Here is a 23,683-nt window from a genome sequence, read left to right as displayed (position 1 = left end):
TCTATCAATTCCAAAGCGCGTATTTTAGGCGTAAGTCCTTGCAGGGAAAGCGGGGAGTTCCCCGCCCGCCATCAGGCGATGGCGCGCATGGGTTCCTGCCCGTCCAGACGCCACCGCAGCCGCACGCCGCCGCTTTCGGTTGATTCCAGGGCGGGAATGGCTTGCAACAGGCTGCGCGTGTAGTCCTCTTGCGGGCGGTCGAAGACCGCGTCGCGCGAGCCTTGCTCCACAATCGCCCCGTTGCGCATGACCACCACGCGGTCCGCCACCTGTTCTACCACGCCCAGGTCGTGGCTGATGAACAGACACGAAAACCCGTGGCGTTCCTGCAAATCGGCAAACAGGTCCAGCACCTGCGCACGCACCGTCACGTCCAGCGCCGACACGGGTTCATCGGCAATCACGAACGCCGGCCGGCGCACGATAGCGCGGGCAATGGCCACGCGCTGGCGCTGGCCGCCCGACATTTCGTGCGGAAAGCGCTTGGCGTATTCCGACCCCAGGCCCACTTCGGCCAGCACCTCGTCCACGCGGCGGCGCTTGTCCGCCGCCGACAGGTCGCCCACCATGCGCAGGCCCTCGCCCACCAGCTGGCCGATGGTCATGCGCGGGTCCAGCGACGAATACGGGTCCTGGAACACCATCTGGCAGTTCAGGCGATAGTCGCGCCATGCCGCCGAGCGGCGATCCACCGGCTGGTTGCGAAACAGGATCTGGCCGGACGTAGGCGCAAGCAGCCCGGCAATGGCGCGGCCCAAGGTGGTCTTGCCCGAGCCCGATCCGCCCACCACGGCCACCACTTCGCGCGGCTTGACGTGCAGGTCGATGCCGTCCAGCGCGCGCTTGGCGCCGGTGCGCGAGAACAGGCGCTGATGGCCCGCGTAGTCCACCACCAGGTTCCTGACTTCAACAATGGGCGCTTCCTGCGTCAGCTTGCGGGCCGGCAGGCGGCGCGGCATGGCGTCCAGCAGCTTGCGCGTGTAGGGGTGCCGCGGGCGTTCCAGGATGCTCGCGGTCGTGCCGGCTTCCAGCACTTTGCCGTGCTGCATGACAACCATGCGTTCGGTGTAGCGCGCCACCATCGGCAGGTCGTGGCTGATCATCAGCACCGCCGTGTTGTGTTCGCGGGTCAGGTCCACCATCAGTTCCAGCACGTCGCGTTGCACCACGGCGTCCAGCGCGGTGGTGGGCTCGTCGGCGATCAGCAGCGCTGGCTCCAGCAACATTACCGAGGCCAGCATCATGCGCTGGCGCATGCCGCCGGAAAACTCGTGCGGCCAAGCGTCCATCGCCCCTTTGGGGTCGCTGATGCCCACGCGGCGCAGCATTTCAAGAATACGCTCGCGGCGTTGCGCGGGCGACATCGCGCGGCGATGCAGTTTCAAGCCTTCGTCCAGTTGCCGGCCGATGGGCATGGACGGGTTCAGCGACGTCATGGGTTCCTGGAACACCATGCCGATGCGCGCGCCGCGCAGCTTGCGCAGCACTGCCGCGTCGACCTGGGTGACGTCCACGCCTTCGAACAGGATGGCGCCGCCCGCTACCACCAGCGGCGCGGGCGTCAGGCCCATGATGGCGCGCGCGGCTTGCGTCTTGCCGCTGCCCGACTCGCCCACGATGCCGACCATTTCGCCCGGGGCAACGTCAAACGACACCCCGCTGACGATCTCGCGGCCGCCCTGCCCGACGGTCAGCGTCAGGTTCGATACGGATACCAGTGCGCTCATTGCACGCCCCTCATGCGGGGGTCGAGACGGTCTCGCACCGCGTCGCCCAACAGGTTGATGCCCAGCAGCGCCAGCGCGATGGCCAGGCCGGGAAGAATGGACAGATAGGACGCCTGCGCCATGAACGGGCGCGCGGCGGCCAGCATATTGCCCCAGGTGGGCGCGGGCGGCGGCACCCCCAGGCCCAGGAAGGAGAGCGCGCTTTCGGCCAGGATCACCCAGCCGAACATCGACGTGGCCAGCACCGTCAGGGGCGCAACGCAGTTGGGCAGCACGTGTCGGAACATCGTGTAGAGCTCGGAATTGCCCAGCACGCGGGACGATTCGATGAACTCTTTTTCACGCAGCGACAACACCGTGCCGCGCACGATGCGCGTTACCGACGGCGTGTACGCCAGGCCCAGCGCCAGGATGATGCCGTACTTGTTCGCGCCCACCACGGCCAGCAGCCCCAACGCCAGCAACAGGCCGGGAAAGGCCAGCAGCGCATTGTTGAAGGCCATGATGATGCGGTCGGTCCAGCCGCGCACAAAGCCGGTCAACGTGCCGATGGCGGTGCCCACGACGATGGCGAAGGTCACCGTCAACAGGCTGATCCACACACTGCTTGATGCGCCGGCCAACAAGCGCGAAAGCTCGTCGCGGCCGAACTCGTCGGTGCCCAGCAGGAAGTCGCCGCCGGGCGGCTTCAGGCGCGAGATGAAGTTGATCTTCAGCGGGTCATGCGGCGTCCAGAAAGTGCCCATCAGCGCCGCGACGATCATCGCCCCGACGATCAGGCCACCCAGGAGCGCGTTGGCGGGAATTCGCCTTTTCGGAATTCGCGTTTTCATTCGGCGGTTACTCTCGGGTCGAAGAGGGGATAGCACAGGTCGATCAGCAGGTTCACCACCACGTAGACCACGCCCACGAACAACAAACAGCCCTGGATGACGGGGTAGTCGCGCGCAAAGATGGAATCGACCAGCAGACGCCCCAGCCCGGGGATGGTGAATACCGTTTCCACCACGGCGATGCCGCCCAGCAGATTGCCCAGCACCAGGCCGATCAGCGTCCAGGTCGGGCCGAACGCGTTGCGAAACGCGTGGCGCATCAGCACGGCGGATTCGGACAGCCCCTTGGCGCGCGCGTGGGTGATGTAATCCAGCCTCAGCACTTCCAGCGTGCTGGCGCGCGCCATGCGCATCAGCACACCGATCTCGTGCAAAAACAAGGTCAGGATCGGCATGGCCAGGTACAGCAGGCCGGCCTTCCAGTCTTCCCCGATCGACACATAGCCCACCACGGGCAGCCACTGCAATTTCAGGCCGAAGAAGATCAACAGCAGCAGGCCGAGCCAGAACGTCGGGATCGACACCAGCAGCGTGGCCGAGCCCACCAGGAACAGGTCGGGCCATTTGTTCTGCTTCCAGGCGGCGATCATGCCGGCCGGCACCGCGACCAGTGCGGCGAACACCACGGCCACCAGCACCACGCGGCCGCTGATCAGGAAGCGGTCCCACACCAGCGCCAGCACGGGCTGCCCGGTGTTGATGGACGCCCCCAGGTCACCGTGCAGCATGTTGCCGAACCAGATGCCGAACTGGGTCAGCCAGGTCTGGTCCAGGCCCAGCCGCGCCCGCAGGTCCGCCAGCGCGGCCGGCGTTGCCAAGTCGCCCAGCAGTAGTTGGGCGGGGTCGCCCGGGATCAGCCGGATCATCACGAACACCGCCACCGCCACGATCAGCAGGGTCGGCACAGCCATGACAATTCGGGATAGCGCGAAACGCAGCATGGCCCTCTCCTATTCCTGGACGCGACGGCGCGGGCGGCCAAGGCGCCCGGCTTGCGCGATTTCAGTTTTCTGCATTGCGCCGCTTGCGCAGCGCGCGCGCCAGAAAGTCCTGCACGTGGCCGACACACTTCAGGCCGTCGTGCGGCACGTTGTCCACCAGGTCCAACACGGCTTTCACTCCGGCCGATTCGAATGAGCGGCGCAGCGATTCCAACCGTTCGGGGCGCGTCTTGCCGGCGTCATTGGCGCCGGCCATGAAGAACTTGCCCCCTTCGCGGTGCGTGATTTCCCACGTTTCCAGGTCCGCCTTGCCGACAATCATGTGCACCGCCACCTGCTTGAGCGCTTCGATGTCCACACCCTTGCCAAAGCGCGTTTCGGCATCGCGCACGCCCACCCACCAGTCCTGGCTGGGGTCCAGCAGCGTCACCGAGCCCGGTGCGCCAATCGACACGGCCCACAGGCGTTCGGGATGCAGGTAGGCAAAGCGGTTCACGAATTGGCCGCCGCCGGAATAGCCGAACAGGCCGAACTTGTCGAAGCGCATGCCGAACTTCTCGCCCACTTCGGCCACCATGTCCAACAGGATCTGGTCGTAGCGGATGTCGCCTTCACGCAGTTGCTTGAAGCCGTCGCGGTTACCGTCGCCCAGCGGTCCCACCGGAAACAGCGGGCACAGCACGATGCAGTCGTTCCAGCGGGCGAACTCCGAGAAGGCGTCGCGGTATTCCACAAAGGCGCGGCCCGTGCCGTGCATGATGACGACGAGTTCCATGGGGTGCCTGGCCGTGTCGATATGCGGCGGCACGTACATGCAATAGGAAAAACGCGGGTCGGTGCGCGCGGCGAACACCGTGCTGTGGCCCAGGTCGTAGATGGCCCGAGCCATGGCGGCGTCGGGAGTCAGAGCGATAGCTGCGTTGGACTGCATGATTTCCTCATCTCCATGGCCGTTACACGCGGGCGCATGGTGGCTGCCAGATCGAAATAATGATCACATAAATTGGCGCCAATTTTAGGAGGATGCGGTTCAAGGCAACAAGGCAGGGGATTCCCTAGGCTTGGAGGCGGCGCGCCGGTTTGCAATCCCGGCGATCGCGCGGGTGGCGACTGGCGGCTGGCGGCTGGCGCTGGCGCTGGCGCGTGGCGCGTGGCGCGTGGCGCGTGGCACGTGGCACGTGGCGGCAGCGCGGGCGCCACGCGCCCGGCACGCTGCCTTCGCCGCGTCAGGTCAGTGCTTTTTGAAGATCCGCTTGACGGCGGTGACCACGCCCAGCACCACGGCGCCGGCCACCACGCCAAACAGTGCGTTCAGCATGGTGGACGTCAGCGCCTGCACCATGGCGCCCCCGCCGATAGCGGCCGCGGCGTGTTCGACGGCCGCGTGCACGGGGGGAATGCCGTGCGTGAGAATGGCGCCGCCCACCATGAACATGGCCGCGGTGCCTACCACCGACAAGGTCTTCATCAGATACGGCGCCGCGCCGACGATGCCGCGCCCCAGCCATGCCACGGCTTGCGCGCGCTTTTGGCTCAGGTGCAGGCCCAGGTCGTCCAGCTTGACGATGCCGGCCACCAGGCCATAGACGCCTATCGTCATGGCGATGGCAATGATCGACAACACGGCCACCTGGCGCGTGAAGTCGGCGCCGGCCACCGCGCCCAGGCTGATCACGATGATTTCCGCCGACAGGATGAAGTCGGTTCGCACCGCGCCCTTGATCTTGCTGCGTTCGAACGCCACCATATCCACCGACTCGTCCTGCAAGGCCTGGGCACGCGCGGCGTGGCTGCCTTCGTCGGACTCGTCATGCGGCAGAAACTTGTGCGCCAGTTTTTCAACGCCCTCAAAGCAGAGAAAAGCGCCACCCAGCATCAGCAGCGGCGTCACCAACCACGGCACGAACGCGCTGATCAGCAGCGCCGACGGCACCAGGATCAGCTTGTTGATGAACGATCCCTTGGCCACTGCCCACACCACAGGCAGTTCCCGGTTGACCGGCACGCCGGTTACTTGCTGGGCGTTCAGCGCCAGGTCGTCGCCCAGCACGCCGGCGGTTTTCTTGGCCGCCACCTTGGTCATCACCGACACGTCATCCAGAATGGTGGCGATGTCATCGAACAATGCGAAGAAACTGCTACCGGCCATCAAGCATCCCCTGTGCTTTTTAGGTGTTCAGAGTTTACAGGCGGCCGTACAAATGAAAAGGCCGCCCATTGGGGCGGCCGGTCGGCAAGCGGGCAGCGTCGCACTGCGGGGAATCAAGATGGCCGGGCATGGGCGTCAACGACAAGCCGTCCGTGGTTGATCGCCGCATCCACCGCCATGCCGGGGCTGGATACAAACCCGCCCGATTCAAACAGCGGTACGGCGTGATGTTCGTTGAGCTGGTCGCGGTCAGCGGCCAATTCCACTGCCACGGTAGCCGTAAATGCCGGGCTGCCGGTGCCGCCAACGACGATCCGCGACACGTTCGCGGTAAGCCGATAGCCCTTGTAAACCATATTATTGTGAAACATATAACCCCCTAATTGGAAAAAAGGCCCAATGGGCCTTTATTCACAGAGCGCGGATTTGAGTGGCGTGAGGGCCCTTGGCGCCCTGTGCGGTCACGTAGCTGACGCGCTGGTTTTCGACCAGCACTTTATGTCCGTCGCTCACGATTTCCGAGAAGTGTGCAAATAAATCCTTGCCGCCGTTCTCGGGCATGATGAAGCCAAATCCTTTTGCGTCGTTAAACCACTTCACGATTCCGGTTTCCATAATCTCATTCCTTTAAATGCGGGCACTGCCCGCGAAGATGAGCCTATCAAGGAAAGGACAGCGAACAATGTAGCGCCACGTGGGCAGCAAGACCGGACGAAAATCACGATGCTCGAAAAGCTTCAATCCCACTATGGGTGCAGCGGTCGGCAAAGTCAATTAGCGTTTCCAATTACTGGATTCATCCCGCGCGCGTTGAATAATGCTCGATTAACGACAAAATGATGCCAACGGTTAGCCGCGTATTAAGCGGCTTTTTCCCCCATGGGCACATCGGCAAATACGCGCGAACGATAAAGCGCGTATGCTCGCGCCATGGTGCTTTGAACGTGCGTTGCCTCGCCGTATCGCCATACAGGAGTATGGCCTTGCGTCATCATTGCCCGCGCACCGCGCACATTTGCTCGCCTGCGGAATTTTCCGCGTGCAAAATCGCCACCGGCTCAGCTCGCACAATTGTGCGAATCGTGAATCCCGCGTGAGCGCCATCAAAAAGTCGATCGCCCGATTCGCCAACGCCTTCGTCAAGCTGCTTCCGTCCGCGCCGCCGCCCCGGGGCAACCCTGCGCAGCGCGACGGCCAGCGCAATGTGGCTCGCGACCATGCCGCGGTGTCCTCGCCGTGGCGCATTTACCGAATCTATGCACGCCCCGGGCATCTGCTGATGCGCAACGAACAAGGCCGCATTCTTGATCTGGGCGTCATGAAGGGCGAAGAGCCCAACCTGACTTACCGCCTGTTCGCGCGCGACCTGCAAGGCAAGGGTTTCGCCACGCGCACGCTGCTGCTGGACGACATCGCGCGCCGCATCGAAGCCGGCGAAGTCAGCACGGAACTCTTGGACCTGTCCGACTGGGACCAGCCACTGGGCGCCGACCTGGACCGAGGCACCCACACCGACGTGTCGATGAAGCTGGGCCGCTAGGCCGCCAGGCCGGCACGCGCCCTGCCCGGCGCGCCCGCTTATTTCTTCAGCTGCGCTTCCACGCACATATTGATGACGCCGTTGACCAGCTTTTCGATGCGGTCACGCTCGGGACCTTTTTCGTCCGTGACCAGCATGCGATCATACGCGGTGTAGTCCTTGATCGGCACCGACTTCTGCAAACCGTCCAGCACGCAGCTGCAATACGTTGCCGAACGCGCGTCCACATCCGGCAGCGCCCCGGCGCTTTTCTTAAAGCCTTCCACGCACGAGCTATAGGTCACAAGGCGTATGCCTTCGGGGTACTCGTTCTTCTTGCCACAACCGGCAAGCCCCGCCAATACCACAACCCCCGCCACTGCCCACCCCATACGCCGCATGAACCGCCCCTGTTGAACTATTGAACGGCGTGCATTTTGGCATAGGGCTGTCATTACACCAGGACCTGTTTGTCCCTGTTGGCGACCTTTTCAACTTTCCGATGTGTATGGTACGCATCATGGACAGCCGCGAAATCATCAGACAGCTCCGCCTGGCGGGTTGGGTCTACCGCAACGCGAGAGGCTTGCAACACATTTATGTCCACCCGCCAAAGCCCGGACATATCAGCGTGCCCCATCCGAAAAAGGATTTGGGAATCGGCTTGGTCGCCAAGCTGCTGACGCAGGCAGGACTGAAGTAGACCGCTCGCGGCGCTACGGCTGGCGCCTTTGGTTTCTTCAAGGTTTACCAAGGAAACTCATGAAATACCCCATCGCCATAGAGCCCGGCAGCGACACGCAAGCGTGGGGCGTGGTCGTACCGGATCTGCCTGGCTGCTATTCCGCATCCGACACGGGCATTGACGATGCCATCGAAAATGCCAAAGAAGCGATAGCGCTCTGGATAGAAACAGCACTGGACACTGGCGCCGCCGTGCCACCGCCAGGAAGCATCGCGGCTCATCAAGCCAATCCGGAATTCGCCGGGTGGGTCTGGGCCATAGTCGACATCGACCCCGCCGTGATGGACGACACGATCGAACGCGTCAATATCACGCTGCCGCGCCGCATCCTGGCCAGAATCGATGCGAAGGCGCGCGCCGCCGGCGAAAGCCGATCGGGCTACATCGCGCAGCTGGCCTTGACGCACTAAGCCCGGTCACGCCCGGGCCAGACTTGCAAGCTGGCCCGACCGGGGCTGTCCGGCGCGCGGGCCAACGTCAACTCAACTCATATAAACGCCGCCGTTGATGGCGTAGTTGGCGCCCGTTACGAAGGCGGCCTCGTCCGAGGCCAGCCAGGCGCACAGGCCCGCCAGGTCCTGCGCGGTGCCAAGCCGGCCGACGGGCACGCTTTCGATGATGCGGTCCAGCAGCGCCGGCGGAAATGCCTTGACGGTGTCGTCGGCGATGAAGCCGGGCGACACCAGGTTTACCGTCACGCCGCGCGCCGCCACTTCCTGGGCCAGCGATCGCGTGAAGCCGATCACCGCGCCTTTGGCGGTGGCAGTGTTGATTTGCCCGATCTGGCCTTTTTCCGCGGCGACCGAGCCGATGTTGATGACGCGCCCCCAGCCCCGGTCCGCCATGCTGTCGACCACCTGCTTGGTGCTGTTGAACAGCGTGTCCAGGTTGCTGCGCAAAACGGCTGCCCAGTCGGCATAGCTCATCTGGCGAAAGCGCATGTCCAGCATCGAGCCGGCGTTGTTGACCAGCACGTCGATCTCGCCGACTTCGCGCCGCACCTTGGCAAACGCCGCTTCGGTGGATGCCCAGTCCGTGGCGTCGCCCTCGGACGCCACGAAGTCATACCCCAGGGACTTCTGCTCTTTCAACCAGCTATCGCGGCGCGATGAACGCGGTCCGCAGCCGGCCACCACGCGGTGTCCGGCGCGATGCAGCGCCTGGCAGATCGCGGTGCCCGTGTGGCCCATTCCGCTGGTGACATAAGCGATACGCAAAGCCATGACCTTCCTTTATCAACGTGCGGCGTGCGCCGCGAATCAGCCGACCGATCCCATCAACGGGAACAGGCCGAACGCCAGGGCGGCAGCCAGCATCACCATGCAGACCAGGGTGGCCCACTTGAGCGCATAGCGCTGGTGATCGCCGAATTCCACGCCCGCCAGGCCCACCAGCAGGTAGGTGGACGGCACCAGCGGGCTAAGCAAATGCACCGGCTGGCCAATGAGGGACGCCCGCGCCATTTCCACTGCCGAAATGCCATAGCCCTGCGCGGCTTCGCTCAGGATGGGCAGCACGCCGAAGTAGAAGGCATCGTTCGACATGAAAAACGTGAACGGCAGGCTGACCAGCGCGGTAATGCCCGCCAGATAGGGACCCATCGCGTCCGGGATCACGGCCAGCAGGCTGCGGGACATGGCTTCCACCATGCCCGTGCCGGACAGGATCCCCGTGAAGATCCCCGCCGCGAAAATCAGCGACACCACCGACAGCACATTGCCCGCATGCTGCGCAACGCGGCGGCGCTGCTCGGCCAGGTTCGGATAGTTGATGATCAGCGCAATCGCAAACGCAATCATGAACAGCACCGGCAGCGGCAGGATGTTCATCACCAGGCTGACCATCAGCGCCAGCGTCAACCCGGCATTCACCCACAGCAGCTTGGGGCGGCGCAGGTCGTGATCGACTTCAATCTCGGGCAGGTTCTTGGGGCCATCCTCGTCATAGCCGGCATGCAGCGAGGCGCCGTCCGGCAGCGACAGCACGCCCAGGCGGCGCCGTTCTTTCAGACCCAGGAAGAACGCCAGCATCAGCAGCGACACGATGGCCACGCCCATCACCGGCACCAGCGGAATGAAGATATCGCCCGCGTCCACGTGCAAGGCGCTGGCGGCGCGCGCCGTCGGCCCGCCCCACGGCGTCAGGTTCATGATGCCGCTGGCCAGCATCGCCAGGCAGGTCATGGACAACCCGTTCATCTTCAGGCGGCGGTACAGGGGCAACATCGACGCCACCACGATCATGTAGGTGGTCGAGCCGTCGCCGTCCAGCGAAATCACCAGCGCCAGCACCGTGGTGCCCACCACGATTTTCAACGGGTCGCCCTTCACGGCGCGCAGGATGCGGCCGACGATGGGGTCGAACAGCCCCGCATCGATCATCACCCCGAAGTACAGGATGGCAAACATCAGCATCACGCCGGTGGGCGCGATCTTGCGAATACCGTCCAGCATCATCTTGTCGATGCCGGCGCCAAAGCCGCCCAGCAACGCAAAAATAATAGGGACAAGGATAAGGGCGACCAACGGCGACAGGCGCTTGGTCATGATCAGCGTCATGAACGTGATCACCATGCCGAAGCCAAGCAGGGTCAGAAGCATGAGGGGGTATCTCCGACTAATCGTTGTTATGTTTGACGCTGCCTCCAGCAAGGGAGGCAGGAGCCGAAGACTAGGAATAAAAGCTGTCTGGAACCTGTCGTTTTTTGAAATCCGACGCCGTGTTTCAACCCGCCGCCCCACGCCGGCGAAGCCCGAAAATCGGCCGGCTCCGGGCAGCTACAATCGGCCGATGCGCATCCTGGTAATCGAAGACGACGAGGATCTGGCCGACGCCCTTGTCCGCCGGTTGCGCCGTCTTGGCCACGCCGTGGACCTGCAACGCGACGGGCTTAGCGCCGATGGCGTGCTGCAATACGAAACCTTCGATCTCGTCATCCTGGACATCGGCCTGCCGCGCATGTCGGGCTTTGACATCCTGCACCGGCTGCGCGACCGTGGCAGCAAGACGCCGGTATTGGCGTTGACCGCCCGCATCGACATCGAAGACCGGGTTCACGCCCTGGATACCGGCGCCGACGACTACCTGGCCAAGCCGTTTGATTTCCGCGAACTGGAAGCCCGCTGCCGCGCCCTGCTGCGCCGCCCCATTGCGCAGGCCACGGGCGTGCAGCGCTTTGGCGAGCTTGTCATCGACAGCGCCGCGCGCCACGTGTCGCTGGCCGGACAGCGCCTCGACCTGCCCAAGCGCGAATACAGCCTGCTGGAGATCCTGTTGGCCGGGATGAACCGCGCCGTCAGCAAAACAGAAATCGCCAACAAGCTGTTCGCCTTCGATGACGATGCCGCGCCCAACGCCATCGAGGTCTACATCGCCCGCCTGCGCCGCAAGCTGGAAGGGTCGCCGCTACGCATCGAAACGCAGCGCGGCACGGGTTACCTGCTGACCTCGACAACGCCGCCGGACAGCCCCTCGCCCCACTCGCAGCAGGATTGACCGTGCAGCCTGGCCGCATTTCAGTCCGCCGCCGCCTGCTCGCCATGCTGTTGGGCTTGTTTGCCGTCGGCCTGGCCGCACTGTATCTGCTGGTGCGCGGCTACGCCCAGCAAACCGCCGACACCACTTACGATCAACTGCTGCGCGCCTCGGTCCTGTCCATGGCCGACAGCCTGCAGCTGGTGCAGGGCGAATGGCAGATGGACATGCCCTATGCCGCCCTGGCCTTGCTGGAGCAGGCCCCGCGCGACCGGGTGTTCTATCGCGTTGCGACCGGCGCCGGGTCCCTGGTTTCCGGTTATGCCGACCTGCCCGCCGCGCCCGAGCGTACCGAGGCGGCCGATACGCCGCAGCTGTACACGTCCCGCTACCAGGGCGAGCCCGTGCGCGTCGCGTGGATGGAACGCAAGATCGCCGGCCCGCGCAACGCCGAGGCCGCCGTGATTCAGGTGGCGCAAACGCGCGAAGCGCGCAACGCATTGGCCGACAGCATCTTGTGGCAAGGCACCCTGGCGCTGATCGGGTTCACCGGTGCGGCGCTGGCGCTGGCCTATTGGGGGCTACGGCGTTCCTTGTCGCCCATCCAGCGCATCGAACGGGAACTGGCCGCGCGCAGCGCGTCCGACCTGCATCCCATCGCGGCGCCCGTGCCCGAAGAGCTGGACACGCTGGTGCAATCGCTGGACGGCTTCATGGCGCGCCTGTCCGACAACCTGGACACGCTGCGCCTGTTCATCGCCGAAGCCGCGCACCAGTTGCGCACGCCGCTTGCCGCGCTACACGCCCAAATGGAAGTGGCACTGGACGAAGAAGACCCAGGCGAGCAGCGCCGCAGCCTGTTGGCGGTGCTGCGCAACGCCGAAAAGCTGTCGCGGCTGGTCAACCAGCTGCTTAGCGACGCCAGCGTCATCCACCGCAGCAACGTCAAGCAGTTCCAGCCCGTGGACCTGGCCGAGCTGCTGCGCCAAGCGACTTACGACACCGTGCCGCAAGCCGATCCCATTCCCGATGTGCGCCTGCACCTGCCTGCCGCCGGCGCAAGCCCGGCACCGCGCGTCCCGGGCGACAGCCTGATGCTGCGCGAAGCCTTCAAGAACCTGATCGACAACGCGCTGCGCCACGGATCGGTTGGCAAGGGGGATGCAGACGTAGCGCGGGGCGAGGAGGGGGACGGCAGCATCGACGTATCCAAAGACGGCCACATCGAAGGGCGCATAGAAAGCCGCATCGAAGGCCGCATCGAAGACTCCGCCCACGACCACATCGACATCACGCTGGACCAACATGGCAGCGGCTGGCGCGTCACCGTTGCCGACCACGGGCCGGGCATCCCACCCGCCCTGGCCAACACCGCTTTCGAACGTTTCGCCCGCGGCCCCACCCCCCGCACGCCCGGCGCGGGGCTGGGCCTGTCCATCGTCAAACGCGTCGTCGACATCCATCACGGCACGCTCAGCCTCAGCAACCGCGTGGGCGGCGGCCTGGAGGCGGTGATCGTCTTGCCGGCGGAGCGTCGCGATGCGTGACGCACGTACCTGGCACTGGGCCAAAAGGCTGCTTGGCGCGGCCGCCCTGCTGCTGCTCAGCGGGGCTCATGCCGCCACGCAGGCCGCCGAAGTCAGCCGCGACGGCCTTACGCTGGGGCCGGCCGACAGCAGGCAGGTGCTGGTGCTGCACGCGTCCAACAGCGTGCAGGTCTTCAAGGGCGTGCTGGAAGACTTCAGCCAGATGAACCCTGGCATCCGGCTGGAATACACCGAACTATCCACGCAGCAGCTTTACCAGGACACGGTGGATCGCGCCAAAGAAGACGCCTTGACCAAGCGCGGCCCCGATCTGATCATCAGCAGCGCGATGGATTTGCAGACCAAGCTTGTGAACGACGGCTACGCCCAAGCCCATGTCTCGCCGCACACCCGCGCCCTGCCCGCCTGGGCGAACTGGCGCGACGAGGTGTTCAGCATTGGCACCGATCCCATCGTCATGGTCTACAACACCGACAAGCTGGATGCCGCGCGCGCCCCGCACACGCGCCGCGAGCTGCTGTCCCTGTTGCAAGCGCCCGACCGGCCGTTGGCGAAAAGCATATCGACGTACGACGTGCAAGGCAGCGGCATCGGCTATCTGGCCGCCACGCAGGACACGCGGCTGGACAGCATGGCGGGCGCACTGCTGGCCGCGTTCGGCCGCAACGGCGTCACTACGCATCAGTCCACCGAAGACGCGCTGGACAAGCTGGAGCGCGGCGAGGTTACGCTGGCGTACAACCTGCTGGAATCCTATACGCGCCACCGCATCGACCAGGGCGCCAGGCTTGCCATCATCTACCCGCAGGACTACACGCTGATGCTGTCGCGGTCCGCCATCATTCCGAAACAGGCGCCGCGCGGTGACCTGGGTGCGTTGCTGCTGGACTACCTGCTTTCGCCGCGGGGGCAGGAGATGCTGGCCAAGCAATCCGGCATGCGGCCCGTCAACGCGTCGGTCATCGCCGAAGCGGGCGTGCGCCCCATGGCGCTGGGCGTCGGGCTGCTGGTGTACCTGGATGCGCTGAAAAAACGCCACTTCCTGGATCTCTGGCGCGCGGCCATCCTCGCGCCCACCGACGCGCGCTGAACGCCTGGTGATGGAACTGACCCGGTGCGCTTGCACCGTTGGCGCGGGCAGGCCGTCGCCACGGCCACGCAGGCACATGGAATTTTCCCACTATCGCAAATTCGCGAGCATAATTTCCGTTGGGGCCAACGGCATCCGGCTGCTTTCTCCAACGCCGTCCCCGCACTGATCCGGTTTCCGCCAGCGCATCGCCGCTGCGCGATGGCAAGGCAGCACCGTACCGGCTCCCGTAGCCGCGCCCGTTTTCGCACCTGTAGCCGCACCCGTAGCCGCGCCGCGCAGCCGCCCCCTGGTGGTACGCAGCAACGCCTTTGCGATTCAGCCCCGTTGGAGACACCATGGTCGAGCATCAGCTAGCCTTCACGCGCGCGATGGACGCCGTACAACACCTGGCCGATCCCAACCCCCCCTGGCAAGACATTCTGCGCACCGCGCGCGATCTGGTAGGCGCGGACAGCGGCACGTTGATCGTCTTTGACGCGCGCAACCATCTTTCAAACCTGTCCGCGATCGGTTTCTCGGACGCCTGCTTTGCCGACTACCAGGGGCACTACTACCGTCACGACGTGCTGGAGCGCGATTCGCGTCACGCCCCGGCCGGCACCTGGCTGGACACCGCGCGCATGTATAGCCGTTCGCAGCTGCAACGCACCGAGTTTTACGCCGACTTCATGCTTAAGCACCGCATGGCGCAAATCCTGTCGCTGATCGTCGAATCCAACGCCGTGCTGCACGCATCGATCGGGTTCCAGCGTTCCACGGTCGATCCCAAGGCCAGCGAACGCTTGCAGTCCGGCAATTTCGGCCAATATTTCCGCACCCTGCAAAGCCAGTTGGGTCAACGGGAAAAAGCGTTGTCCATTGGTTGGAAGTCAGTGGAAAGCGCGTTCTCGGAAGTCAACGAGGCGGTGCTGCTCATCAACCAGGACGGCATGGTGAACAAGATGTCGGCGCTTGCCCGGCAGCTGCTGGACGAGGCGCGCGGCTGGCGGGTCCAGGGCGGCAAGCTGCGCCACGCCGATTCCAAATGCCAGCGTCTGTTCGACGCCCACTGCGCCGCGGCGTTTCGCGATGGCCATTCCCGCTCGCTAGCCACCACCACGGGCTGGGGCGAATTTCATTGGATGGACATCAGCGTCGCGCCCGATTCATTGAGCCTGATCGGCGGCCGCCTGCTGCTGGCCCGGCTGCGCCGCAAAAGCGCGTTCGCCATGCCCGACGTCGACAAGCTGGAGTCCGTGTTCGGCATCACCCACGCCGAAGCCGCCGTGCTGGCGGGCCTGGCGGCCGGCCACAGCGTCGAAGAAATCGCCACGCTGCGCCAGTCGTCGGTGCTGACGGTGCGCAAGCAGGTCGCGTCCCTGCTCAACAAGATGGAATGCAGCCGGCAGGCGGAACTCGTCAGGCTGGCTTCACTGCTGTAACGCGCCACGCCCGCCCGGTAGCCGTCCGGTCGGCCCGAGCAGGCGTAATCAATCTTGGGTATGCGGTGGGCACCCATGCGGCCCTACGATGAGTCCGAAGCCATGAGAGGGAGGGGTCGCTCTCGTTATTAAGGATTCATCATGAAGACGATTCATTTGTTCAGCGCCCTTGCCCCCACCGCCTTGATCGTGGCCACGCTGCTATCCGGCCCCGCCCACGCCCAGCAGGCAGTTGCGCCCACCACCGCCACGCCGGGACCGAATATCGCCCTGACCCGCGACGACGTCATGCGCGACCTGGCCGCGTGGCGCGAATCCGGCGTCGAAAGAAACTGGAATAGCGACAACACGCCGGACATCAACAGCCCGGAATACATCGCCAGCTACAGGAAGTACGTGGACATGGTGCACCCGAGCAATGCCGTGCCGCCCATGCAGTCGCAGAGTACGGGCAAGTGGTAGGGCAGCAAAAAGCCATTCCCACGATGACGTTCAAGCCAGGTAAGACGCGACTTCTTCCGTCGTCAAATACCGCTTGAACGTCATCGATGGCGCTTGCGCGTCGTGAATGGCGCCGTTGAAGCCGGACCAGTTTCGCTTTGTGCCTTCGTCCGTTTCCAGTGCGATCAGCACGGGCCTGCCGTGCCGGGCCATGTTGTGACGCAAGGCCGCTTCGCCCCAGGCCCACAGCATGGGCTGAGTCAGTTCGCCGTTGGTGTAGGCGCCGGCTTGCAGCCATTGAAAATCCGCCGAGTCCCGGTCCATGTCTGGCTGGCGGGCGGCGATGTCGCGTTTGACTTGCAGGGCTTGTGCATGCTCGCCAATCAGGATTTGCAGCAAGGTGAAAGCGTGAAAGCTATTGTTGACGCCATGCGCTCGCGCCACGAATCCGGTTTTTGACGTGGGCAAGACCACCACAAGCTCGTCGACATAACTGATTTGCGACGCCAGCCACAAAAAATGCAGCTCTTCAAACGGAAAACTGTCGTTGGTTGTGGCCATGGGATGCAGCAGCGCCATCAGGCTGGTGTCCGCGATAAACGATTCATGGTTGCGCTGACTGCGCATCAGCATCGCCATCATCGGCAGGACAAGCACGTCAACGGCCTGCTGCAAGGATTCCACTTCCCAACGCGTGTCCAACGGCACGGCGGCCAGCTCTGCCTGCGCGTCAACCCACGCCTTACGGTCGGCCTGGTCCACCTCTTCGTCGTCCTCGTCCACTTCCTGCGCGCAATAGGGCCGCAGCGTGCGCAACCACTGGCGAAGCAGCGCATGCAGGCTGTCGAACAGAATGGCCGGATCGGCGCCATCCTCGACCATGGACCCGCATAGCAGGGCCAGGGCCGACGCCCGGTTCGGGTGCAGTTCGGGAAGAAGCGTGGCGCACGCCAACAGGTTCGCCGACGTGTAAGCCGGGTCCTGGCTCTGCGCATAGAAGGCGCGGACTTCGGCGTGGTCGAAGAACTGCTCCAGGGTGTCCAGGTCGTCGGCGGATTGGACGGGCACGGAAAGGACGCTGGCGAGATCGGCGAAAGGGGTCGGCATGCGCAGCCTTTGGAATATTCGGAAGGGGTCGCGGAAACATAGACGAGGATTCCTCCATTGGCAACACCGCGCTTGATGTCGCACACGACGCGCATCCGCAGGCAGCTCTCCGACACCTATTTCCCGACCTTTCCTCCGTGCGTGTCCCTATCCCTACTCCCCCCTGATCCCCGCCCCCTCCACCACCTGGGCCCAGTTCTCGATCTGCGCCGATACCCATTGCCTGGCTCCTGCGCTTCCCGCGAACGGCGCGCCCAGACCCAGGCTTGCAATGCTGCGTGAAAACTCCGGCATGGCGTAGACGGCCGCCAGGCTTTCATCCCATTTGCGAGCGATGTCGGCCGGCATGCCTTGCGGCGCCATGATGAGGAAGGCGAAGGCGGCGTCAAAGTCTTTCAGCGATTCCACGCCCACGCTGCGCAGGGCCGGCACGCCCGGCAGGTCGGGGTCCGGTTCGCGAGCCGAGATGGCCAGCGCGCGCATCTTGCCTGCCTGCACATGGGCCTGCACCGCCGAGGCGGCCAGGAAGCCGGCCTGGATCTGGTTGCCCAGCAACGCGTTGACCGCGCCGGCGCTGCCCCGGAATGGGATGTGGGTGGTATTGATGCCGGTGGCCAGCTTCAGTTTTTCAAACGCCAGGTTGCCGGGGCTGCCGTAGCCGGCTGACGAATAGGTCACCGCGTTGGCCTTGGCATAACGCAGGAACTCATCCACGGTGGCAACGCCCAAGTCGGGCCGCACCGTCAGCGCCAGGCCGAAGCTGCCGGCGATGCTCAGCGGCTCAAGCAGCCGCAAGTAGGTGGCGCCGGCGTCCTTGAAAACGTGCGGATTGACGGTCATCAAGGTGTCCAGCGTCATCAGCAGCGTGTAGCCATCGGGCGCGGCATTGGCCACCGCCTTTGCGCCGACGTTACCGGACGCGCCGGGGCGGTTTTCGACAATGATCGTCTGGCCCATCAGTTTGCTGGCGTGCATCGCGATGGCGCGGGCGCCGATGTCCAACGGCCCGGCGGGCGAGGAATTGACGATGAGCCGGATGGGCCGGGACGGGTAGTCGGCCGGGGCGGCCCAGGCCGTTGACCCAGGGGCTGCAACAAGCATTGCCGCGACAAGCAAGGCGACAACACGGGCTGCAAGAGACGAGACTGCGACAAACCACAAGCGCTTGAACGGGTGACTCATGTTGCTCTCCGGTGTGGCGGCGGCCGGCTGGCCACCGCCTTTGGCCATGCTTCAGGCAATGGCCGTGGGGTGGGGGCTGGTTTCCGCATGGCGGATCATTGTTTGCGACAGCGCAATCAGCAGTTCGCCGCGCCGCGCCTCGGCGGCGGGGTCGTGCCACAGATTGCGAAGCTCGTGCGGGTCTTCGTGCAGGTCGTACAGTTCGCCCCAGTCCGCGTCGGCATACACGCTGAGGCGATAGCGGGCCGTTTGCAGCGTGCGCATCCGCGTGCGCCCCGGAAAACCGAACATCGTGCGCTGACCTTCTTCTTCGATCAGCACGGCGTCGCGCAGCGTGTCGACCGCAGCGGACATCAGCGGCAGCAGGGACTGGCCTTGCAGGCCGTTGTAGGGCGGCAGGCCCGCGCGGGCCAGCACGGTGGCGGCGATATCGGGGGTGGCGCATAGCGCCTGGCTGCGCGGGGCGGCGGGCGCGGCCTGCGGGTCGCGCCAGATGAAGGGGGTGCGAATCAGCCCTTGGTAATGGATAGGGCCCTTGAACAGGAGTTGGTGATCGCCGAAGAAGTCTCCGTGGTCGCTGGTGAAGATGACCACGGTGTTCTCGTCCAGCCCCGTCTCGCGCAGCGCCTGCATGACCCGGCCGATCGTGGCATCGATATGGCTGATGGACCCGTAGTTCAGCGCGATGGCTTCACGCGCCTCGCGCTCGGTGCAGGCGAACACGGCCGGCGTGTGCTTGACCGCCATGTTCAGATCGCGCTGCCGATACAGCCACGCCACATGCGGCGGCGGGTGGTGGTGGACGGCCCGGCTGGCGTGAAACGATACCGGCAGCGTTACGTCTTCCGGCCGATATTGGTCCCAATACTTGCCCGGCGGCGTGTACGGGTGATGCGGATCGGGAAACGAGCATTGGATGAAGAAAGGTGCACGGCCGCCCGCCAGCCGCCGCAGCTGCGCAATGGTTTGATCACCGATGTAGGCGGTGGCCGAGCATTCTTCGGGGACGCGCGTGCGCCACGCCTGCCGGTGTTGCGTCAGCACGAAGTCCGGTGTGGGCAGCGCATGCTCGGGTCCCCACTGCCGCCGCGCCTCGGGATGCTGCTGGGCAAGCCAGCGTGCGTAATGGCCGCCGATCTGATCGCCGTGGTCCAGCGCCAGTCGCACGTAATCAAAGCCGTAGAACGGCGTCTGTACCTCGTGGCCGGGATCGGCTCGCCATTTGGGCGCCCACTCTTGATCGTAGTCACCGCGGTCAAGCCGCCAGGCCTCGCCTTGCGACGCGGCGGCGCCTGCCGGCGGCCATGCGGGGCCGATGCCCGTCATGTTCTGCAAATGCGATTTACCGATCAGCGCCGTGGAATAGCCCGCGTCGCGCAGCCGCTCCACAAAAGTCGTTGCGCGCTGCGATAGCGCGATGCCGTTGTGGCGCACGCCGTGCACCGACGGCATGCGGCCCGTCATCAGGGTCGCGCGGTTGGGCATGCAGATCGGCGAGGCGACATAGAAGCGGTCGGCGGACCACCCCTGGCTGGCCAGGGCGTCCAGCGCCGGGGTGCGCAGCACGGCGTTGCCGTAACTGCCCACGTGGTCCGCACGCTGCTGGTCGGTGATGAATAGCAGAAAGTTGGGCTGCATCAGGTCTCCTTGCCACCGGCTCATACCGGCTTGGCTGTGTTGATGCGGCCATTGTGCGTAGCGGTTTTGGCGTCGAACAGAGATATGCCCCGGTTGTCGGACCCATTCACCGGTCCGCTCACCCTGTGTTTTGCAGCCCACACATGTATCCATCAGATTCGATCGGCGTGCCAACCGACCACGGCGTTACAAGCCATCCCAAATCTCAACAAATAAAACAGCTTTGCCGCGCTAACTGCTTTAGTTCTAGCAGTTGCTTGCGCGGTTGACCCGGCGGCAGGAGGCCCCGGGGCCCACAGGCATAAAAAAGCAATAAACCTGGAGGAGGAGCCATGCGTTTGTTTAATCGCAGGATCGCCGCACTGCTGGCGAGCGGGCTGATTGCCTTGACGGCGGGGTGCGCGTCAACCGGCAAGAAGGACACCATCAACATGGCCGGGCTGAGCCAGCCCGTGGAAATCGTGCGGGACCGCCATGGCGTGTCCCACATCTATGCACAGAACCAGAATGACCTGTTCTTCGCGCAAGGTTTTTCCGCCGCACGCGACCGGCTCTGGCAGCTGGACCTGTGGCGCCGGCAAGGCGAAGGCAAGATGGCCGAGCAATTCGGGCCGCGCTTCGTCGAACAGGACCGCGCCGCGCGCCTGTTCCTGTTCCGAGGCGACATGCAGGCCGAATTCGCCAGCTATCACCCCGAGGGCCAGGCGATCCTTACTGCGTTTGCCGCCGGCATCAACGCCTACGTGGACTGGGTGAAAGCCAACCCCGACCAGTTGCCGCCCGAGTTCAAGCTGACCGGCACGCTGCCTGGCTATTGGCGCCCCGAGACCTCGCTGATCCGCATTTACGGGCTGACGCGCAACCTGAACGAAGAAGTGAAGATGGCGCAGCAAGTCGCCGGGCTGGGCCTGAACGCCGTGCAAGGCCTGAGCACCTTCGAGCCGCCTTTGGCGTTGCAAGTGCCGGCTGGCCTGGACGTGCGCCAGATCGACAAGTCCGTCCTGGCGAACTACACGCTGGCGCGCAATGGCCAGAAGTTTGTCGCGGCGGACTTCCCCCAAAGCCCGCTGGCGCTGGACAAGCGCGAAGCGCTTGCCAGCGCGCTGTCCGAAGGCAAGCTAGCGTCGCTGGATCCGAACTTTGATCCGATGGCCACGCGATACGAAAGCAACAACTGGACCATCGGCGGGCAGCATACCGACACCGGCAAACCCATATTGGCCGGCGACCCCCACCGGTCGATCACGATGCCGTCGTTGCGCTACATGGTGCACTTGAACGCGCCGGGCTGGAACGTGATCGGCGCCGGCGAACCGTCGTTGCCGGGCGTGTCGATGGGCCATAACGACCGCATCGCGTTCGGCTTGACGATCTTCGCCTTCGGCGACGAAGAAGACCTGTACGTCTATGACACCAACCCCGCCAATCCCAACGAATACCGCTATCGGGGCGGCTGGGAAAAAATGCGGCAGGTGGACGAATCCATTCCCGTGCGCGGCCAGGCGGCGGCGGTGCGCCAGCTGAAATTCACGCGCCACGGTCCGGTGATTCACGAAGACCCCGTACGCCACAAGGCGTACGCACTGCGCGCCGCCTATCTTGAATTTCCGGGCACGGCGGCCTATCTGGCCAGCCTGCGCCTGAACCAGGCGCAGAACTGGAATGAATTCGTGGCCGGCATGGAAAAGCACTACACGCCCAGCGAAAACATGGTGTACGCGGACGTGGACGGCAACATCGGCTGGTTCGGCGGCAGCATCGCGCCGATACGCCCGCGCAACGACTGGTCGGGCATGTTGCCCGTGCCCGGCAATGGCGATTTCGAATGGCGCGGCGTCTTGCCCGGCAGCGCCCTGCCCCGCGCGTACAACCCGCCGGAAGGCTATGTTGCGACCGCCAACGAATACAACCTGCCGGCGGACTACGTCTACAAGGACATGTCGGCGCGCACCTGGGCTGAACCTTATCGCGTCCAGCGTATTCGCGAAGTGCTGGCCGATGGCAACCGGCTGACGGTGCAGCAATCGCAGGACTTGCAGTACGACAACCTCTCGATACCCGCGCGCACGCTGGGCGGCTATGCCAAGGCGCTGAATTCCGCCGACCCGGCGCTGAACGACGCGCTGGGCCTGTTGAAGGATTGGGATTACCGGATGGACACCGATTCGCGCGCCGCCACGGTCTACGCGTTCTGGCTGCCCGAGGTCGTCAAACGGGTGTCCGACCTTTACGTGCCCGCGAATGGCCGCGCGGCGTTCGGCGACTTGTCCACCCGCAAGACGCTGGAAAAGCTGGCCACGCCGGATGCCGCCTTTGGCACGCCGCCGGATCGGGGCCGCGACGCGCTGTTGCTGCAAGCGCTGAACGATGGCGTACAGAAACTGCGCGCCAAGCTCGGGCCGGATTCCACCCAGTGGCAGTGGGGCAAACTGCATCACATCCAGTTCGAACACAGCCTGGCCAGCCTGCTGCCGCCGGACACCGCCAAGGCCTGGGGCACCCCGCGCTATCCGGTGGGCGGCGACAACGACACGGTGCATCGGGCGACGTTCCGCAAGAGCGATTTCCGGCAGATCAGCGGCTCGTCGTATCGGCAGGTGATCGACGTGGCCAACTGGGATAACTCACGCGTGCAGAACGTGCCGGGCCAGTCCGCTGACCCACGCAGCCCGCATTACCAGGACTTGCTCAAGGGCTGGGCAACCGGCGAGTACTTCCCCATGGCGTTCAGCCGCGCCAAGGTGGATAGCGAACGCGCCGATACGCTGACGCTCAAGCCGTCGGGGAACTGACGGGCGGGCCACAAAAAAATGCCGGGTCGCTTGGGCGGCCCGGCATTTTTGTTGGGGTTTCTGCTGAGGTATTCGCGACTACTTTTTCGACGCGTCCTGCTCCACCACCATATCCAGCACATACACCTTGGACGGCGCGTCCGCCGGCGGGTTCTTCCAGTCGTAGCGCTTGACGCGCAACACGGTACGCACGCCTTCCTGGTGCTTGAACCCTTCGATGGATTGATAAAGCGGATGCCATTTATCCTGCGTCGGCTGCTGCACGCCCGCTTCGTTGTAGCGGCGCTCGCGCACCATCAGGCACTGGTAATCGGGAATCATGGGGTGGCTGCATTCGGCCTTTTTCGCGGCCACTTCCAGGAACATGATCTGGCCGGCGCTGCCGTACAGCGTTTCGGGCGTGGGTTCGCCAACAAACTTCAGCACGGTGCCGTCCTTACCCACCAGTTCCAGCGCGGGCTCGTGCGTGTCGCCCGACAGCGTGGCCCGCAGATCGCCTTTCAGGCGCGCATTGATCTCGGCATCCAGCTGCATCAAGCTCTGCTCGCACGCCTTCATCGTGGACGCCAGGTTATCCACCGTCAACACGCCGTTCTGGTAGCGGTAACCGCCAAATTGCGTATTGCAACCGCCCCGGATATTCAACGCATCGTTCGTGAAGGCCAGGCGCAGCTGATGCTCAACGCCCGGCTGCAACGTCGGAATCGACTTGCCGGATGCATCGGTGGCAGAAACCAGGCGCCAGTAATACGCGGGCAAGGTCAGCTGGCTGGCGGGCGAGGCGGCAGTGGTGTCGGGCATGGAAGAGGATCCTACGCTGGGAGAGGAAACCGGAGCGCAAGCGGAAAGCAGCGCGGCGCATGCGGACGCAAGAAGAATTATTTTTTTCATGGTTCGTTCCTGGAAGCCGAATGGCACTTAAAGCAAAGCGGCATTCTACGTCCGTGATGTGGACGGGTCAGGCGAAGCGCCGGGCAGAGGGTTTCAAAATCTTGCTGAGGGATGGGATTGGCGGACCCGCTATTTGCCCACCTGACGGGCAGTGCTTTCATACGGAGGTCGGAGGACCAACAC

The 23,683-nt window shown here is 64.4% G+C and carries 23 protein-coding genes; 9 read left to right on the top strand and 14 right to left on the bottom strand.

The annotated features are described in order from the left end of the window. Nucleotides 1-71: 71 nt before the first annotated feature. From DVB37_RS05460 to DVB37_RS05430, 7 genes are all read right to left on the bottom strand, one after another. On the bottom strand, nucleotides 72-1,727 hold the full coding sequence (locus tag DVB37_RS05460; RefSeq protein WP_120154197.1) for an ABC transporter ATP-binding protein: 1,656 nt from the start codon (nucleotides 1,725-1,727) through the stop codon (nucleotides 72-74). Then, the gene (locus DVB37_RS05455; protein ID WP_104142938.1) at nucleotides 1,724-2,560 is read right to left on the bottom strand and encodes an ABC transporter permease; all 837 of its coding nucleotides are present in this window, start codon (nucleotides 2,558-2,560) and stop codon (nucleotides 1,724-1,726) included. The genes DVB37_RS05460 and DVB37_RS05455 overlap by 4 nt, the downstream gene beginning before the upstream one ends. Then, nucleotides 2,557-3,501 carry an ABC transporter permease gene (locus DVB37_RS05450; protein WP_120154195.1) on the bottom strand — a complete coding sequence of 315 codons (945 nt, stop codon included), beginning with the start codon at nucleotides 3,499-3,501 and terminating at the stop codon, nucleotides 2,557-2,559. Before DVB37_RS05450 ends, DVB37_RS05455 begins: the two co-directional genes overlap by 4 nt. A 61-nt stretch (nucleotides 3,502-3,562) precedes the next feature. After that, on the bottom strand, nucleotides 3,563-4,432 hold the full coding sequence (locus DVB37_RS05445; RefSeq protein ID WP_104142935.1) for a hydrolase: 870 nt from the start codon (nucleotides 4,430-4,432) through the stop codon (nucleotides 3,563-3,565). Between the two features lie 300 nt (nucleotides 4,433-4,732). Then, the gene (locus DVB37_RS05440; protein ID WP_120154193.1) at nucleotides 4,733-5,650 is read right to left on the bottom strand and encodes a DUF808 domain-containing protein; all 918 of its coding nucleotides are present in this window, start codon (nucleotides 5,648-5,650) and stop codon (nucleotides 4,733-4,735) included. A 113-nt stretch (nucleotides 5,651-5,763) separates the two neighbouring features. After that, nucleotides 5,764-6,021: a hypothetical protein gene (locus DVB37_RS05435; protein ID WP_046802513.1), complete on the bottom strand. Its 258-nt coding sequence runs from the start codon at nucleotides 6,019-6,021 to the stop codon at nucleotides 5,764-5,766. Between the two features lie 40 nt (nucleotides 6,022-6,061). Then, a complete protein-coding gene (locus DVB37_RS05430) occupies nucleotides 6,062-6,265 on the bottom strand; it encodes a cold-shock protein (RefSeq protein WP_006217928.1) in 204 nt (67 codons plus the stop codon). A gap of 478 nt (nucleotides 6,266-6,743) precedes the next feature. Between DVB37_RS05430 and DVB37_RS05425 the strand changes: the two genes are divergently transcribed. Beyond that, nucleotides 6,744-7,190 (top strand): hypothetical protein, encoded by a 447-nt coding sequence (locus DVB37_RS05425; RefSeq protein WP_104142933.1) that lies wholly within the window; start codon nucleotides 6,744-6,746, stop codon nucleotides 7,188-7,190. A gap of 38 nt (nucleotides 7,191-7,228) precedes the next feature. Here the strand turns inward: DVB37_RS05425 and DVB37_RS05420 are convergent, their stop codons facing one another. Further along, nucleotides 7,229-7,570 carry a hypothetical protein gene (locus DVB37_RS05420; protein ID WP_046802511.1) on the bottom strand — a complete coding sequence of 114 codons (342 nt, stop codon included), beginning with the start codon at nucleotides 7,568-7,570 and terminating at the stop codon, nucleotides 7,229-7,231. A gap of 119 nt (nucleotides 7,571-7,689) precedes the next feature. Between DVB37_RS05420 and DVB37_RS05415 the strand changes: the two genes are divergently transcribed. Further along, nucleotides 7,690-7,872, top strand: a complete 183-nt coding sequence (locus DVB37_RS05415) for a type II toxin-antitoxin system HicA family toxin (protein WP_120157395.1) — start codon at nucleotides 7,690-7,692, stop codon at nucleotides 7,870-7,872. Between the two features lie 59 nt (nucleotides 7,873-7,931). Next, complete coding sequence (locus DVB37_RS05410; protein WP_104142930.1) at nucleotides 7,932-8,324, top strand: type II toxin-antitoxin system HicB family antitoxin; 393 nt, start codon at nucleotides 7,932-7,934, stop codon at nucleotides 8,322-8,324. Nucleotides 8,325-8,396: 72 nt separating this feature from the next. On the opposite strand, the gene DVB37_RS05405 is transcribed toward DVB37_RS05410, so the two are convergent. Continuing rightward, a complete protein-coding gene (locus tag DVB37_RS05405) occupies nucleotides 8,397-9,137 on the bottom strand; it encodes an SDR family oxidoreductase (protein ID WP_104142929.1) in 741 nt (246 codons plus the stop codon). A gap of 36 nt (nucleotides 9,138-9,173) precedes the next feature. Next, a complete protein-coding gene (locus tag DVB37_RS05400; protein WP_120154191.1) occupies nucleotides 9,174-10,514 on the bottom strand; it encodes a CitMHS family transporter in 1,341 nt (446 codons plus the stop codon). 190 nt (nucleotides 10,515-10,704) lie between these two features. Between DVB37_RS05400 and DVB37_RS05395 the strand changes: the two genes are divergently transcribed. From DVB37_RS05395 to DVB37_RS05375, 5 genes are all read left to right on the top strand, one after another. Next, on the top strand, nucleotides 10,705-11,409 hold the full coding sequence (locus DVB37_RS05395) for a response regulator transcription factor (protein WP_120154189.1): 705 nt from the start codon (nucleotides 10,705-10,707) through the stop codon (nucleotides 11,407-11,409). A gap of 2 nt (nucleotides 11,410-11,411) precedes the next feature. Beyond that, nucleotides 11,412-12,935, top strand: coding sequence for a sensor histidine kinase (locus DVB37_RS05390; RefSeq protein WP_120157394.1), 1,524 nt, complete (start codon nucleotides 11,412-11,414; stop codon nucleotides 12,933-12,935). Next, complete coding sequence (locus DVB37_RS05385) at nucleotides 12,928-14,025, top strand: ABC transporter substrate-binding protein (protein ID WP_120154186.1); 1,098 nt, start codon at nucleotides 12,928-12,930, stop codon at nucleotides 14,023-14,025. The genes DVB37_RS05390 and DVB37_RS05385 overlap by 8 nt, the downstream gene beginning before the upstream one ends. 338 nt (nucleotides 14,026-14,363) lie before the next feature. Next, complete coding sequence (locus DVB37_RS05380; protein WP_104142922.1) at nucleotides 14,364-15,449, top strand: LuxR C-terminal-related transcriptional regulator; 1,086 nt, start codon at nucleotides 14,364-14,366, stop codon at nucleotides 15,447-15,449. Nucleotides 15,450-15,590: 141 nt separating this feature from the next. Beyond that, nucleotides 15,591-15,911, top strand: a complete 321-nt coding sequence (locus tag DVB37_RS05375; protein WP_120154184.1) for a DUF4148 domain-containing protein — start codon at nucleotides 15,591-15,593, stop codon at nucleotides 15,909-15,911. Between the two features lie 30 nt (nucleotides 15,912-15,941). Here DVB37_RS05375 and DVB37_RS05370 read toward each other — a convergent pair whose 3' ends face one another. From DVB37_RS05370 to DVB37_RS05360, 3 genes are all read right to left on the bottom strand, one after another. After that, nucleotides 15,942-16,997, bottom strand: a complete 1,056-nt coding sequence (locus tag DVB37_RS05370) for a hypothetical protein (RefSeq protein WP_120154182.1) — start codon at nucleotides 16,995-16,997, stop codon at nucleotides 15,942-15,944. 153 nt (nucleotides 16,998-17,150) lie between these two features. Further along, nucleotides 17,151-18,179: a tripartite tricarboxylate transporter substrate binding protein gene (locus DVB37_RS05365; protein ID WP_120157393.1), complete on the bottom strand. Its 1,029-nt coding sequence runs from the start codon at nucleotides 18,177-18,179 to the stop codon at nucleotides 17,151-17,153. 51 nt (nucleotides 18,180-18,230) lie between these two features. Next, nucleotides 18,231-19,817: a sulfatase gene (locus DVB37_RS05360; protein ID WP_120154180.1), complete on the bottom strand. Its 1,587-nt coding sequence runs from the start codon at nucleotides 19,815-19,817 to the stop codon at nucleotides 18,231-18,233. A gap of 332 nt (nucleotides 19,818-20,149) precedes the next feature. On the opposite strand from DVB37_RS05360, the gene DVB37_RS05355 reads away from it, so the two are divergent. Next, on the top strand, nucleotides 20,150-22,609 hold the full coding sequence (locus DVB37_RS05355; protein ID WP_120154178.1) for a penicillin acylase family protein: 2,460 nt from the start codon (nucleotides 20,150-20,152) through the stop codon (nucleotides 22,607-22,609). Nucleotides 22,610-22,687: 78 nt separating this feature from the next. On the opposite strand, the gene DVB37_RS05350 is transcribed toward DVB37_RS05355, so the two are convergent. Continuing rightward, on the bottom strand, nucleotides 22,688-23,410 hold the full coding sequence (locus DVB37_RS05350; protein WP_240434041.1) for an META and DUF4377 domain-containing protein: 723 nt from the start codon (nucleotides 23,408-23,410) through the stop codon (nucleotides 22,688-22,690). Nucleotides 23,411-23,683 lie beyond the last annotated feature (273 nt).

The sequence above is a fragment of the Achromobacter sp. B7 genome (genome assembly GCF_003600685.1).
Lineage (GTDB): Bacteria > Pseudomonadota > Gammaproteobacteria > Burkholderiales > Burkholderiaceae_B > Achromobacter > Achromobacter spanius_B.
This window is presented reverse-complemented; position numbering and strand designations above follow the sequence as displayed.